This is a genomic window from Pinirhizobacter sp., assembly GCF_036499745.1.
Lineage (GTDB): Bacteria > Pseudomonadota > Gammaproteobacteria > Xanthomonadales > Rhodanobacteraceae > Pinirhizobacter.
In genome coordinates, this window is record NZ_DASYDG010000003.1 from 74,924 (window position 1) to 88,824 (window position 13,901).

Consider the following 13,901-nt stretch of genomic DNA (forward strand, 5'->3'; position numbering starts at 1 on the left):
AACCAAAGCAATGGAGTGCCTGCTCATGCAAGATCTCACGATACGTTCAATCGCCAGGATTCCCCTTGGAACCACGGACATCGAAGCGGAATTCATCACGTTCCGCGGCTTGTCCGATGGTGCGGAGCATGTCGCCATCCGGGTCGACGGGCAGGGAACCGGGACGCCCCTGGTGCGTATCCATTCCGAATGCCTCACTGGCGATGTCTTTGCCTCGCGACGGTGTGATTGTGGAGAACAACTCAACGAAGCGCTGGCGCGCCTTGGCGAGGACGGCGGGTACCTGCTTTACCTGAGGCAAGAAGGGCGGGGCATCGGGTTGTACGCCAAGCTCGATGCTTATGTATTGCAAACCAAAGGCGCCGATACATTCCAGGCCAACCGCATGCTTGCCTTGCCCGAGGACGGGCGGGATTTCAGTTGCGCGGCAGCCATGCTGCGTGCAATGGGCGTCCATCAATGTCGCTTGCTGACCAACAACCCCGACAAGGTGGCCACCTTGCAGGCGCATGGCATCGATACGGTCGCTGAGTCCACCGGCGTCTTCATCAATCCCTATAACCGCCGGTACATCGAGGCAAAGATCCTGAAGAAAAACCATACGATGGTGATCGGCAGCGACATGGAGGTCCGCCATGAGGCATGACGCACCTATCAGCGGCGTGGCGGCCCACCCTTCAGGTTATGTGGCCACCGCCGGATACGACAATCGGGTGATTCTGTGGGATGCCGGGGGCGCGGCAGTGGCCCGCGGCTGGCACGACCATCTAGCCAACCAGTGCGCATTCAGCCAGGACGGCAGCTTGCTTGCCAGCGCGAGCAGCGATTATTCCGCCAGGGTCTGGTCGGTGCCGTCGATGCGCATGGTGGCCTTGTTGCGGGGCCACGAAGACGACGTCGAGATGACAGCCTTCTCACCCGACGGGACGATGGTGGCAACCTGCTCAAGGGATCGCACGGTCCGTGTGCATGGCGTCGACGGAACAGCACTGGCGTTGCTCGAAGGCCACGAGGCGGACGTGATTTCGGTGGTCTGGTCACCTGATGGCCGGGAAGTGATATCCAGCAGTGACGATGGCACGGTGCGTCGCTGGGATGTGGCCGCAGAGCGTCAGATCGCGGTCATGGAAACCGGTGGCATCGAGACCGACACGCTTTGTATCGCGCGCTCGGGAACGATCTTCGCCGGCGACGATAATGGCCGGCTTTCCATCATGACCGGCGATGATGTGCGCCGGGTGCAAGCCCATCAGGCAGGCATCAAGCGTGTTGTATGGGATGAATCCACCCGGCAGCTGCTCAGCCTCAGCTATGACCGCACCGTGAAACTGTGGCGACCGGATGATGCCGGTGCGCTGGTGTCCCATGCGGAAGGCCAGTTGCCCAGCCAGGTCTGGCCCAGGAGCGCGGCGTTTGCGGAAGACAACACGGTGGTATTCGCCACCTTCGGATCTTCCTTCGCCACGTGGACACCGAACAGCAATCGATGGGACTTGCGCAACGTCGGACCGACCAGCGGCGTAAATGCCGTGCTTGCCCTGGACGATGGATTGCACACCATCGGCGACGCGGGCCTGTGGAAGACCGGCGGAGCCTTGAGTGGCAGCATGGGCAGCCTGTGCAACTTCCTGCTCGACTTCGACGGCAGCCTGCTGACAGGTGGCCAGATGGGTGCACTGTTCGACGCGCGAACCGGCGATGTGATCGCCCATCATCGTTCGCCGCTTAATTGCGCAGCCACGTTCATGCGCGATGGGCGTCCGCATGCGGTCATCGGCACTTATACCGGTGAAGGGCTGGTGCTTGCGCGCTCAGCCGACGGAGGCATGGATGTGGTGGCCAGCGTGCCGATGCATGCCAACGCCATCAAGGCACTGGCCTGTGATGGACGGACGATCTTCAGCGTTTGCGCCGACACTAGCGTGGCCTGGCACGACACACAAACCCTTCTGCCGCTGAACCACATCGCGCGCGCCCACGACAGGATTGCCAACGGCTGCTGCACGATAGGCGAGGGAGTCTTCGCAAGCGTCAGTCGCGACCTGACGTTACGGTTGTGGACGCAGCAAAGCATGGAACGGTTCGAAACACCTCATCGGCATTCCATCAAGTGCGTGGCCGCCTCAGCGGACGGCGTCACCCTTGCCACGGGAGGCTATGACGGTACGGTGGCCGTGTTCGACCTCGTGTCGCGTTCCTGGCTGGGTACGTGCCGGGCCAGTAGTGGAGGACTCTCGTCCCTGACACCGGACCCCGGGGGCGAAGGTTATTTCGCCGGTGGCTACGGTGGTCATGTCTACCGTATCGATGTCTATCCAGCCGTACGGGCGGAGCGCCTGCCGTGAACGGGCCGGCGGCCGTTCCGATGTACGACGACCTGGACCACCAGTTCATGGCCCAGAGCCTGGATCTTGCGCAACTTGGCGCACCCACGTGCCGGCCCAATCCCGCCGTGGGTTGTGTCATTGCCCGCGATGGCCGGGTGCTCGGGCGCGGCTGGCATGAACGGGCGGGCGGCCCGCACGCTGAGGTGGTTGCGCTGGCCGACGCCGGTGGCGATACGACTGGTGCCACCGCTTACGTCACACTCGAGCCGTGCTCGCATCATGGTCGCACCCCACCCTGTGCCGACGCCCTGCTGGCGGCGGGGGTTGCGCGGGTAGTCGTTGCCCACGAGGACCCTTTCCCTGCCGTGGACGGGCGCGGCCTGGAGCGCTTGCGCCATCACGGGGTCCGGGTAGAGGTGGGGCTGATGCGTGACCGGGCCGCGGCGCAGAATCGCGGCTACTTCTTCGCCGTGACGCAGGGACGACCGTGGATCCGCCTGAAATCGGGCATCAGCCTGGATGGACGCACCGCGTTGTCCGGCGGGCAGTCGAAGTGGATCACTAACGCCTTGTCGCGATCGGATGTCCAGCATTGGCGCGCGCGCAGTTGCGCCATCCTTACCGGTGTGGACACGGTCCTGGCCGATGATCCGGCATTGTCGGTCAGGGAGGTTCTGTCCGGACCCCATCTTCAGCCCACCCGGATCGTGTTGGACTCGCAGGGGCGCATGTCGGCGACCGCCCGGCTCTGCGACGAATCGGCGCCGACCATCGTCTACCGGGGCCGCCATCTGCCGGACGATCCCTCTCTCACGGTCGAGCGGATACCCACCCCGCTCAATCGCGAGCGAATCGACCTGGCCTGGGTGGCGCATGACATGGGGCGGCGCGGCTTTCGGGAAGTGCAGGTGGAGGCGGGCGCGCGGCTATCGGGCGCATGGCTTTCCACGGGGCTCGTCGATGAGATCCTCCTGTATATCGCTCCATGCGTGCTGGGCCATGAAGGTCGTCCACTGTTCCACTTGCCGGGCCCGGCATCCCTGGCCGATGCCACAGGGTTCAACGTGGTGGACGTTGCCTCCTTCGGGCAGGATGTGCGCTTGAGGATGCTATCCAAGCCCGTCGATGGCGGCTTGCCGATGCCGCAGCGCAGCAGCTAGAGTGCCGGGCTGTCCCCGGATATATGGTCCGGGGAACCCCAAAGCACACAGTAGCCTTCAGATGACCGAACTCACGCCTGCCACCCCACCCGTTGATGAAAACCGCCTGATCGCCGAGCGGCGCGAAAAACTCGGTGGTCTGCGCAAGGCCGGCGTGGCCTTTCCCAACGACTTCCGGGTCGACAGCTTCGCCGGCGACCTGCAGGCGGAATACGCCGACACGGAGACATGGACAGCCGAGGCCATCGAGGCCCAGCCGCGTCGCGTGGCCGTGGCCGGCCGCATCGTGTTGCGGCGCATCCAGGGCAAGGTGAGCTTCGTGCAGATGCAGGACGGCACCGGGCGCATCCAGCTGTTCATCCACCAGGGCACGCTGGGCGAGCCGTACGAGGCCTTCAAGGGCTGGGATGTCGGCGACATTGTCGGTGCCGAGGGCTTGCTGATGCGCACCAAGACCGGCGAGCTGTCGGTGAAGGTGGACGCACTGCGCCTGCTCACCAAGTCGCTGCGCCCCCTGCCTGACAAATTCCACGGCCTGTCCGACGTCGAGCAGCGCTACCGCCAGCGCTATGTCGACCTGATCGTCACCGAGGAATCGCGCCGCGCCTTCGCGCTGCGCTCGAAGACCATCGGTTTCATCCGCACATGGCTGGAGGCATCGCCGCGCCGCTTCATGGAGGTGGAAACGCCGATGATGCACATCATCCCCGGCGGAGCCACCGCACGCCCCTTCATCACCCACCACAACGCGCTGGACATCGACCTTTACCTGCGGGTTGCACCGGAGCTTTACCTCAAGCGCCTGGTGGTAGGTGGCTTCGACCGCGTGTACGAGATCAATCGCAATTTCCGCAACGAGGGCGTGTCCACCCGGCACAACCCCGAGTTCACCATGCTTGAGCTGTACCAGGCCTACGCCACTTATCACGACATCATGGACATCACTGAGGGGATGATCCGCGAGGCCGCGCGCAACGTGCTGGGTACCACCGAACTGGAGTGGGACGGCGCCGCCATTGACGTAGGGCCGGCCTTCCGCCGCTGGCGCATGGAAGACGCGGTGCTCGAACTCAATCCTGAAATCAGGCCCGTGGAACTGCGTGACCGCGAGGCGATGGCCACGCACGCCAGGCGATTGGGCGTGAACGTCAAACCCGGTTATGGCTGGGGCAAGCTGTTGCTTGAGATCTTTGAGAAGACCGTCGAACACACCCTGGTGCAGCCGACCTTCATCACCGATCATCCGGTGGAAGTGTCCCCGCTGGCCCGCGAGAGCGACTCGGACCCCGGCATCACCGACCGCTTCGAGCTGTTCGTCAATGGCAAGGAACTGGCCAACGGGTTCTCCGAGCTCAATGACCCGGAAGACCAGGCCGCGCGATTCCAGGCCCAGGTGGACGCCAAGGACGCCGGCGACGACGAGGCCATGCACTTCGATGCCGACTACATCCGCGCGCTCGAAGTGGGCCTGCCGCCCACCGGTGGGCTGGGCGTGGGTATCGACCGGCTGGTCATGCTGCTGGCCAACGCATCCTCGATCCGCGATGTGCTGTTGTTCCCGTACATGAGGCCGGAAGCATGAACCTGGGCCGAAGCCTGGGCCGGGCCCTGGTTGCCATGCTGCTGGTGGCGGCGGCAGCGGCGTGCTCAGGTCAGGACGACCACGAGAAGGCCGGCGCCGAGGCACCGGCCAGCGAGTTGCCACCACCCCTGGTGGTGCCGGACGAGGCGGCCGCGGTGGCCCGGGTGAGCGCGTCGTTGCACAAGAACAATTTCACCACGATTGCCGACGATTGCCTGAGCTATATCCCCTACGAGGCGGACGCACAGAATTTCGTGGTGGACGTGCATGAACGCCATGGCGGTGCCTGCGGCGGCGACCTGGCGACCTCGCCACGCCTGTTCACCTACCAGGTGGTGAAGGCGTCAGGCGCCATGCAGACCGACGCTACTGACCCCCCGGCCGGCCTTTTCCATAAGGTCGATTAGCCGCCGGGCGAGGGCAGGTCGGTTAATATGGTCGACTTTCCCTTGGGATAGAAACGACCGTGACGGAAGCGAAAGTCGCCCGGATCCATGCGCTCCTGACGGCCGCCCTGGCGCCCGAAGCGCTGGTGGTCACCGACGAAGGGCACAAGCACGCCGGCCATACGGGCGAGGGAAAGGGCCATTTCCACGTGGCCATCACCGCCAGCGCCTTCGCCGGCCAGTCGCCCATCAAGCGCCACCGCCTGGTCTACGCCGCCCTGGACAGCATGCTGCCCGATGGCATCCACGCGTTGGCGATCGATGCCCGGACACCTGAAGAGTCGAAGAAATAAGCGCTTGCCGAATATTCCTCACCTGGAGTCTTCCATCACGGCGCGTTGCGTCGAGGGGAGGCGTTTGGCACAGTGGTCCGTCAGGCGGCGCGGGGGCGCCGCCTGACCTAGCCGTTTTCCTTGGATACAAGAATCAATGCGCCTGACCACCATCAAGCTGGCCGGTTTCAAGTCGTTCGTCGACCCGACCACGCTGCACCTGCCCACCAACATGACGGGTGTCGTTGGCCCCAATGGCTGCGGCAAGTCAAACATCATCGATGCCATCCGCTGGGTGATGGGTGAAAGCGCGGCCAGTCGGTTGCGCGGCGATTCGCTCACCGACGTGATCTTCTCAGGCTCCACGTCGCGAAAGCCGGTCGGCCAGGCCATGGTGGAGCTGATCTTCGACAATGCCGACGGCACCATCCAGGGCGAGCTGGCGCAATACGCGGAGATATCCGTCAAACGCCTGGTCAGCCGCGACGGGCAATCGTCGTATTTCCTCAACGGCGGACGCTGCCGCCGGCGCGACATCACCGACCTCTTCCTGGGCACAGGCTTAGGTCCGCGCAGCTACTCGATCATCGAGCAGGGCATGATCAGCCAGATCATCGAAGCCCACCCGGACGAACTACGCACCCACCTGGAGGAAGCCGCCGGCATCTCCAAGTACAAGGAACGCCGCAAGGAAACCGAGAGCCGGATCAAGTCGACCCGCGAGAACCTGGACCGCGTCAAGGACGTGCGCGACGAGGTCGACAAACAGCTGGACCATCTCAACCGCCAGGCCCGCGCCGCCGAGCGCTGGAAGGCCTTGAAGGAAGAACAGAACCGCCGCGAGGCCGAAATGCGTGCGCTCGAATACCGTGCGCTGCAGAGGCAGGGCGAAGGTGAGGGCGATTCGCTGCGCCAGGCGGAACTGGAGATCGAGCGCCACCTGGCCCAGCAGCGCCAGGTGGAAGCCCAACTGGAGGGTATCCGCGACACGCATCACTCCGCCAGCGAACACCTGAACACGGTGCAGGCCGATGTCTACAAGGTGGGCGCCGAGATCGCCCGCGTCGAGCAGCAGGTGCGTCACAACCGGGAACTGTCCGAGCGGCTGACCCGCGCCCAGGGCGAGACCGAGCGCGAGTTCGAAGAGCTGCAGGGCCACATCAACGCCGACCACGAACAGATCGAGGCGCTGCGCACCGCGCTGGCCGAGGGTGAGCCGCGGCTGGAATCGCTCCAGCAGATGCAGGACGACACCGCCGAGCAGCAACGCAGCACCGAAACGAAGCTGGCCGACTGGCAGTCGCGCTGGGACACGCACACCCGCGGTGCCTCGGAAGCCTCCCGTGCGGCGGAAGTCGAACGCACACGCCTGAACTACCTTGATCGCCAGGCCATCGACCTCTCCCGTCGCCGCGAGGCACTGGAGGGCGAACGGCAAGCCTTCGACGTGGCCGCGCTCGACGCCGCCGCCGAAGCCCTGGACACCGAGCACGATACCCAGCGCGAGCGCGTGGAAACCCTGGGCGGCATGCTGGACCAGCACAAGGTCGCGCACGAGCGTGTACTGGACGAAGAACGCCAGGTGCAGGCGCAGTTGAATGAGGCGCGCCAGCAGCTGCAAACCGCGCGTGGCCGACACGCCTCGCTCGAAGCGCTGCAGCACGCGGCCCTGGGCCAGGAAGAAAGCGCCGCCAGCGGCTGGCTTGATCGCTTAGGGTTGGCCAGTGCGCGTCGCCTGGGCGAGTCGCTCAACGTCGATACCGGCTTCGAAGCGGCGGCGGAAACCGTCCTGGCGGGCCTGCTCGACGGCGTGCTGGTGGACGATCCGCTGGCGCTTGCCGCGGAACTGGGTGATCTCACCGACGCTGACGTTGCGCTGTTCGCGTCGGCCACCGGTGGTGACGCCCCCGCCGGCAGCCTCGCCGCCCATGTCCGCGGTCCAGCTTCCATCACGCATGTGCTGGCCCGCATCCGGGTGGCCGATTCCCTTGAAGAGGCCCGCCGCATCGCCGCATCGCTCGCTGCCGGCGAATCGGTGATCACCCGCGACGGCGCATGGATGGGTCCGGGGTTCGCCCGCGTTCGCCGCGCCCAGGGCAATCAGGTGGGTGTGCTCGCGCGCGAGCGCGACATGCGCCAACTCGCCGCCCAGCTCGAGACACTGGAAGCGCAGGGTGAGGAAGGCACTGAGCGGCTGGAAGCGCTTCGTACGTCCAAGTTCGAGACCGAGCGTGCGCGCGACGACGCCCAGCGCGACCTCTACGCCGCACACCGCCGATTGTCGGAGCTGGCCGGCCAGTTGCAGAGCCATCGCGGCAAGATGGAAACGGCCCGTGCCCGTAGCGAGAAGGTCGGCGTGGAGCTTTCCACGGTGCTTGAGCAGCTGGACGAAATGGAAGGGCAGGCACGCCAGGCGCGTGCGCGCCTGGATGAATCGGTCGGCGACATGGGCGACATGGAGGATGAGCGCCGCGCCCTGGAGAACGAACGCCGCGAACTGCTCGAAGCGCGCGAGGAAGCGCGTATCAACGCCCGCGAGGCCGCCGAGCAGTCGCATCAACTGGCGCTGGGCATGGAATCCAAACGTGCAGCGCTCACGGGCCTTGAACAGGCACTGGGCCGCATGGACGCCCAGCTGAAGCAGATCCAGTCGCGTCGCACCGAGATCACCGAGCAACTGGCCGCGGGCAGCGACCCGATCGCCGAGCTCGAGGCCGAGCGCCAGACCTACCTCGACCAGCGCCTGCTGGTGGACCGCCAGCTGGTCGATGCCCGCCGTGCACTGGAAGACCTCGATACCGAGTTCCGCAAGCTCGAGCACGAACGCCAGCGTATCGAGCACCTGCTCACCCAGGTACGCGAAGGCGTGACCGAAAAGCGCCTGGCGGCGCAGTCGATCCATATGCGGGCGGCCACGCTCGCCGAGGCCATCGCATCGTCAGGACTGGAACTGGAGCCTTTGCTGGCCGAGCTTGCCGAAGATGCCGAACCCTCGCGGTGGCAGGCCCAGCTGGCCGAGCTTTCGCAGAAAATCATCCGGCTCGAACCGGTAAACCTTGCCGCGATCCAGGAGCACGCCGAGCAATCCCAGCGCAAGGATTACCTCGACGCGCAACTAACCGATCTCATCAACGCCCTGGAAACGCTGGAAAACGCCATCAAGAAAATCGACAAGGAAACGCGCCAGCGCTTCAAGGAAACCTTCGACCGCGTCAATGCCGGCGTGCAGGAACTCTTCCCCCGCCTGTTCGGCGGCGGCCATGCCTACCTGGAGCTCACCGGCGAAGATCTCCTGGACACCGGCGTTGCGATCATGGCCCGGCCACCGGGCAAGCGCGTGAGCAATATCACGCTGCTCTCGGGCGGTGAGAAGGCGCTTACCGCCGTATCGCTGGTATTTGCCATTTTCGGCCTGAACCCGGCACCGTTCTGCCTGCTCGACGAGGTGGACGCGCCGCTGGACGAGGCCAACGTTGGCCGATTCTCGGCGATGGTGCGCGAGATGAGCGAGAAGGTGCAGTTCATCTTTGTCAGCCACAACAAGGCCACGATGGAAGCCGCGCACCAGCTCTGTGGCGTTACCATGCGTGAGCCGGGCGTGTCCCGCCTGGTCCAGGTGGACCTCGCCGAGGCCGCCAAGCTCGCTGGCGCCGCTTGAAGGAACCGGTAATGACCCACGAACCCATCGTAGCCCTGGCCTGGAACCCCGCCGTCGGCGTGCCCCTGTTGATCGTGGCCGTGATCGTGCTGGGCCTGATCTGGTTGTTCGGCCAGCCGAAGAAAGAACAGGGCCGCCGCAAGCCCCAGCCGCCGACACCGCAGCGTGCGCCTGAGCGTCGGGAACCGACCTTCGGCGATGAACCGGCAGTGGCCGGGGACGACCGCTTCGATTTCCCTCCGCCCAGTTCGCGTGCGCCGCGCCAGGGCACTCTGGACGTGGACATGCAGGACGAACTGGAGCGGCTCGGCGCCACGCTTGCCGGTGAACGCAGCGCGCCGGTGGTGTCCTCCGCTTCGATCGAGGACATCCTGCGCTCGCCACTTCCGACGGAGCCCGCCGCACCGACCATGAGCGCGCGGTCTCCGGCGCCCCCGGCACAAATGTCCGCACGCGGGGCCGAACCATCGCCTGCGTCAGGATCCGAACCATCGCCGCCGTTCGACCTGGCCTCATCGGACCGGGCGTCGCCCCGTGCCACGCCGGCCACGCCACCGGAGCCGCCGCGTTCGGACGTGGGCCGCCGGCCTACCGAGCGGCCCGTCGAGCGCATCGTCAGCCTGTACGTGGTATCGCGTGACGACCAGGTCTTCAACGGCGCCGATCTCATCGTGGCGGCCGAAAAAGCTGGCCTGGAATTCGGCGACATGGGCATCTTCCATCGCATGGTCGATGGCCGTCGCGAGCTGGGCCCGATTTTCAGCGTGGCGAACCTGGTCAAGCCCGGCAACTTCGACTTGAAGCGCGTCGATGCCATGCAGACCCCGGGCCTGTCGTTCTTCATGACCCTGCCAGGTCCCGTGCCCGCGCTCGACGCGTGGGACACCATGTTGCCCGCGGCGCAGCGCCTGGCGGAACTGCTCGATGGCCTGGTGCTCGATGAGGAGCGTAATGCGCTCGGCCGCCAGCGTATCGCGCACATTCGCGATGAGCTGCGCGGATGGGACCGCGGCCACGAAGGCGTCGAGATCAAGTTCGGCGCCTGATGCGCCGCCGCCTGTAAACAAGCGTTTTCCCGTGCGTTTCACACTGTGCAAACGGACCTATCGGGCATCGTAGAGGTCACGATTGTCGGTGAACGGTGCGCAAGGCGCACTGGCGTGCGTGCCCGCGTCTCGGCCGCGATCGTCCCCTTGCACGGAGATCGCGGTAGATGTCGGCACCCCCTTCCAACCTCGCGCTCGCCCTTTATTACCTTCATCCGCGCCTGACCGGCGATGCCGCGGGCTGCGACGCATGGCTGGCGCATGCCAGCGGTCTTGGCTTTACGCATGTAGTCATGGCGCCGCCGTTCGACTCGGGCAACAGCGATGACATTTTCCTGACAGCCGACCACCGGGTTGCGCGCGACGGTAGCCCCCCGGTATCGGAGCTGGCCAGCGCTGCACACCGGCACGGGCTCAAGCTGATCCTCGACGTGGTAATGGACCGCCTGTCCGCCGATGCGCCGGTGCATCGTGAACACGTCGACTGGTTTCGGCCGGTGTTCACCGAACATGGGACACCCGATCCACGCTGGACGCCGAGCGAAGGTGACGCGGTGCTGTGGCGCTACAACGACCCGGCGGTACTTGTGCCGGCGCTTTCATGGTGGGCCGAACGCCTCGCTGCTCACGTGGCCGATGGCGTGGATGGATTTCGCATACTGGCGCCGGCGGTGTTCGATGCGGCGCAGTGGACCGGCTTGATCGAGCACGTGAGAGGCTCGGGGAAGCCCCTGTTCCTGGCCTGGACTCCCGGCCTGTCGCCTGCTGAGCTTGAGCGTCTCGTTGGCGCGCCGTTCGACGCTACGTTCGCCTCAACGCCGTGGTGGAACTACCGCGATGGCTGGTACCTGGCAGAGAACGCCCGGCTGGAGCGCATCGCCTCGCCCATTGCATCGGTGGAAGCGCCGTTCGGCCATCGTCTTGCCGACGACCGCGGCGAGTTCGGGCCGTTCGAACGTGTCCACCGGCGCGCCATCGACTTCGCCGCCACGCATGCCGCCGGCTGGCTGATGCCGATGGGCTTCGAGATGGGCGCACACGATGTTCTGGATCCACGCCGTGGTGAAGCTGTCACGCCCGCGCTCATGCGCGCCGGGAGCACCCTTGCCATCGACGATGCCATCCGGGCAGCCAACCGGCGGATGGCGAACCACCGTTGCGACGAGCGGGTGCAGTCGCGCACCACCAATAACGTATCGGCGTGGGTGTTCGTCGATCGCCTGCCGGTCGGCGTGGCGCGCCAGGCGCGCGTGGTGCTGGCCAATGCCGACCTGGTCAACGAGCATTGCCTGCCCGTGGCGCAACTGTTGCGCGGCCCGGCATCGGGCTTTGGCATGCCCGCGGGTGACCGCGGCGACGTGATCGCGCTGGGGCCTGGGGAGGTGCGCGAGTTCACGCTCGAACCGACCCTGCCGATCAAGGGCAAGATCGCCGCCACCACCGCCCGGCGCGAGCTCGTTGAAGCCACCGCGATGCCGCGCATCGCCATCGAGGCGATGACGCCGCAGGTGGACAACGGGCGGTTCCCGGCCAAGCGCGTGGTGGGCGAATCAGTCACCGTCGAGGCCGACATCTTCATGGATGGCCATGACGTGCTGGCCGCCGTGGTTCGCTGGCGCGCGCTCGACGAACGACAGTGGCGCGAAGTGCCGATGCAGCTGGTGAACAACGACCGCTACATCGCCAGTTTCATTCCTCATCGGGTGGGCCGTTACGAATATGGCGTGGTGGCATGGCGCGATGCCTTCGGCTCTTACCATCATGAACTCAAGGCGAAAGTTGACGCCGGCATCGCCGTGCCCCTGGAGCTTGAGGAGGGCAGGCGCCTGGTTGAAAAGACCCTCAAGTCTGCCACCGGTTCGAAAGCCAAACCGCTCAAGACGCTGCTGGCGGCCCTGGACAAGGCGCCGGATCCGGAGCGGACCGAGCGCCTGCTCGATCACGGCACCGAAGAGGCCATGCACGCAGCCGATCCGCGTCCCTTTGCGCTGGAATCGCCGGTGCTCAGGCTCGAAGTGGACCGTCGCGCGGCCGAATTCGCCAGCTGGTATGAACTTTTCCCGCGCTCGGCCACCGACGACGCGAACCGTCATGGCAGCTTCCGCGACGTGATCGAGCGTTTGCCGGACATCCAGGCGATGGGTTTCGACGTGCTGTATTTCCCGCCGATCCATCCGATCGGCAAGGCCTTCCGCAAGGGCAGGAACAACACCCTTACCCCTAGCGACACCGATGTCGGCAGCCCCTATGCCATCGGTTCGAAGGAGGGTGGCCATACCGACATCCACCCGCAGCTTGGCACGATCGAAGACTTCCGCGCGCTGCGCGATGCCGCCCAGGCCCACGGGCTGGAGCTGGCGCTTGATTTTGCCATCCAGTGTTCGCAGGACCACCCATGGCTGACCGAACACCCTGACTGGTTCGATTACCGACCCGACGGAAGCATCAAGTACGCGGAGAACCCCCCGAAGAAGTACCAGGACATCGTCAACGTCGACTTCTATACCGAGGGCGCCATCCCATCGCTATGGCAGGCGCTGTGCGACGTGGTGCTGTACTGGGCAGGCGAGGGCGTGCGCACGTTCCGCGTGGATAACCCGCACACCAAGCCCTTTCCCTTCTGGGAGTGGATGATCGGCCATGTGCGCACGCAGTACCCCGATACCTTGTTCCTGTCCGAGGCCTTCACGCGGCCCAAGCCGATGTACCGCCTGGCCAAGGCCGGCTTCAGCCAGTCGTACACCTACTTCACCTGGCGCCATTCGAAAGATGAGTTCATCCAGTACCTGACCGAGCTCACCACCACCGCGCCGAAAGAATTCTTCCGGCCGAATTTCTTCGTCAACACGCCGGATATCAATCCTTACTTCCTGCAGCGTTCCGGGCGGCCTGGTTTCCTGATACGCGCGGCGCTGGCGTCGACCCTGTCTGGGCTGTGGGGCGTGTACTCGGGCTTCGAGTTGTGCGAGGGCACGCCGATTCCCGGCCGGGAGGAATACCTCGATTCGGAGAAGTACGAGATCCGCCCGCGCGACTACGCCATGCCGGGCAATATCGTGGCGGAGATCACCCAGCTGAACCGGATCCGTCGCGAACACCCGGCCCTGCAAAGCCACCGCCACGTGCGTTTCCTGCCATCGGGCAACGGCCAGGTACTGGTGTTCGAGAAGACAACGGCCGATCGCGATGACATCGTTCTGGTGGCGATCAACCTGGATCCGCTCGCCGCGCAATCGACCGACTTCACCCTGCCGCTGGCCGACTGGGGCTTGCCCGATGGCGCCGCGGTGCAGGCGAACGACCTCATCCACGATGCCAGCAGCACCTGGTCCGGCGCCCGACAGGATGTCTGGCTCGGCCAGGGCATGCCGTATGCGATCTGGCACATCACTTTCCAGGGAGCTTGAGCG

At 65.4% G+C, this 13,901-nt stretch carries 9 protein-coding genes; all 9 read left to right on the forward strand.

Features of this window, described 5'->3' with window-relative positions; all coding sequences use genetic code 11:
* Positions 1–25 precede the first annotated feature (25 nt).
* Positions 26–646, forward strand: coding sequence for a GTP cyclohydrolase II RibA (gene ribA, locus VGM61_RS01015; RefSeq protein ID WP_331520829.1), 621 nt, complete (start codon positions 26–28; stop codon positions 644–646).
* Positions 636–2,345, forward strand: coding sequence for a WD40 repeat domain-containing protein (locus tag VGM61_RS01020; protein WP_331520830.1), 1,710 nt, complete (start codon positions 636–638; stop codon positions 2,343–2,345). Before ribA ends, VGM61_RS01020 begins: the two co-directional genes overlap by 11 nt.
* A 20-nt stretch (positions 2,346–2,365) precedes the next feature.
* Positions 2,366–3,487 (forward strand): bifunctional diaminohydroxyphosphoribosylaminopyrimidine deaminase/5-amino-6-(5-phosphoribosylamino)uracil reductase RibD, encoded by a 1,122-nt coding sequence (gene ribD, locus VGM61_RS01025; RefSeq protein WP_414694772.1) that lies wholly within the window; start codon positions 2,366–2,368, stop codon positions 3,485–3,487.
* Between the two features lie 61 nt (positions 3,488–3,548).
* The gene (lysS, locus tag VGM61_RS01030) at positions 3,549–5,069 is read left to right on the forward strand and encodes a lysine--tRNA ligase (RefSeq protein WP_331520833.1); all 1,521 of its coding nucleotides are present in this window, start codon (positions 3,549–3,551) and stop codon (positions 5,067–5,069) included.
* On the forward strand, positions 5,066–5,476 hold the full coding sequence (locus VGM61_RS01035) for a hypothetical protein (RefSeq protein WP_331520834.1): 411 nt from the start codon (positions 5,066–5,068) through the stop codon (positions 5,474–5,476). Before lysS ends, VGM61_RS01035 begins: the two co-directional genes overlap by 4 nt.
* A gap of 59 nt (positions 5,477–5,535) precedes the next feature.
* Positions 5,536–5,808, forward strand: a complete 273-nt coding sequence (locus VGM61_RS01040; protein WP_331520835.1) for a BolA family protein — start codon at positions 5,536–5,538, stop codon at positions 5,806–5,808.
* Between the two features lie 136 nt (positions 5,809–5,944).
* Complete coding sequence (smc, locus tag VGM61_RS01045; protein ID WP_331520836.1) at positions 5,945–9,445, forward strand: chromosome segregation protein SMC; 3,501 nt, start codon at positions 5,945–5,947, stop codon at positions 9,443–9,445.
* 11 nt (positions 9,446–9,456) lie between these two features.
* Positions 9,457–10,491 carry a cell division protein ZipA gene (gene zipA / locus VGM61_RS01050; protein ID WP_331520837.1) on the forward strand — a complete coding sequence of 345 codons (1,035 nt, stop codon included), beginning with the start codon at positions 9,457–9,459 and terminating at the stop codon, positions 10,489–10,491.
* 167 nt (positions 10,492–10,658) lie between these two features.
* On the forward strand, positions 10,659–13,898 hold the full coding sequence (locus tag VGM61_RS01055; RefSeq protein WP_331520838.1) for a maltotransferase domain-containing protein: 3,240 nt from the start codon (positions 10,659–10,661) through the stop codon (positions 13,896–13,898).
* Positions 13,899–13,901 lie beyond the last annotated feature (3 nt).

Bases quoted from the DNA above. Each gene is read 5' to 3' on its own strand.
- zipA (WP_331520837.1), top strand. From the start codon at position 9,457: ATGACCCACGAACCCATCGTAGCCCTGGCCTGGAACCCCGCCGTCGGC.
- smc (WP_331520836.1), top strand. From the start codon at position 5,945: ATGCGCCTGACCACCATCAAGCTGGCCGGTTTCAAGTCGTTCGTCGAC.
- lysS (WP_331520833.1), top strand. From the start codon at position 3,549: ATGACCGAACTCACGCCTGCCACCCCACCCGTTGATGAAAACCGCCTG.
- ribD (WP_414694772.1), top strand. From the start codon at position 2,366: ATGTACGACGACCTGGACCACCAGTTCATGGCCCAGAGCCTGGATCTT.
- VGM61_RS01020 (WP_331520830.1), top strand. From the start codon at position 636: ATGAGGCATGACGCACCTATCAGCGGCGTGGCGGCCCACCCTTCAGGT.
- VGM61_RS01035 (WP_331520834.1), top strand. From the start codon at position 5,066: ATGAACCTGGGCCGAAGCCTGGGCCGGGCCCTGGTTGCCATGCTGCTG.
- ribA (WP_331520829.1), top strand. From the start codon at position 26: ATGCAAGATCTCACGATACGTTCAATCGCCAGGATTCCCCTTGGAACC.
- VGM61_RS01055 (WP_331520838.1), top strand. From the start codon at position 10,659: ATGTCGGCACCCCCTTCCAACCTCGCGCTCGCCCTTTATTACCTTCAT.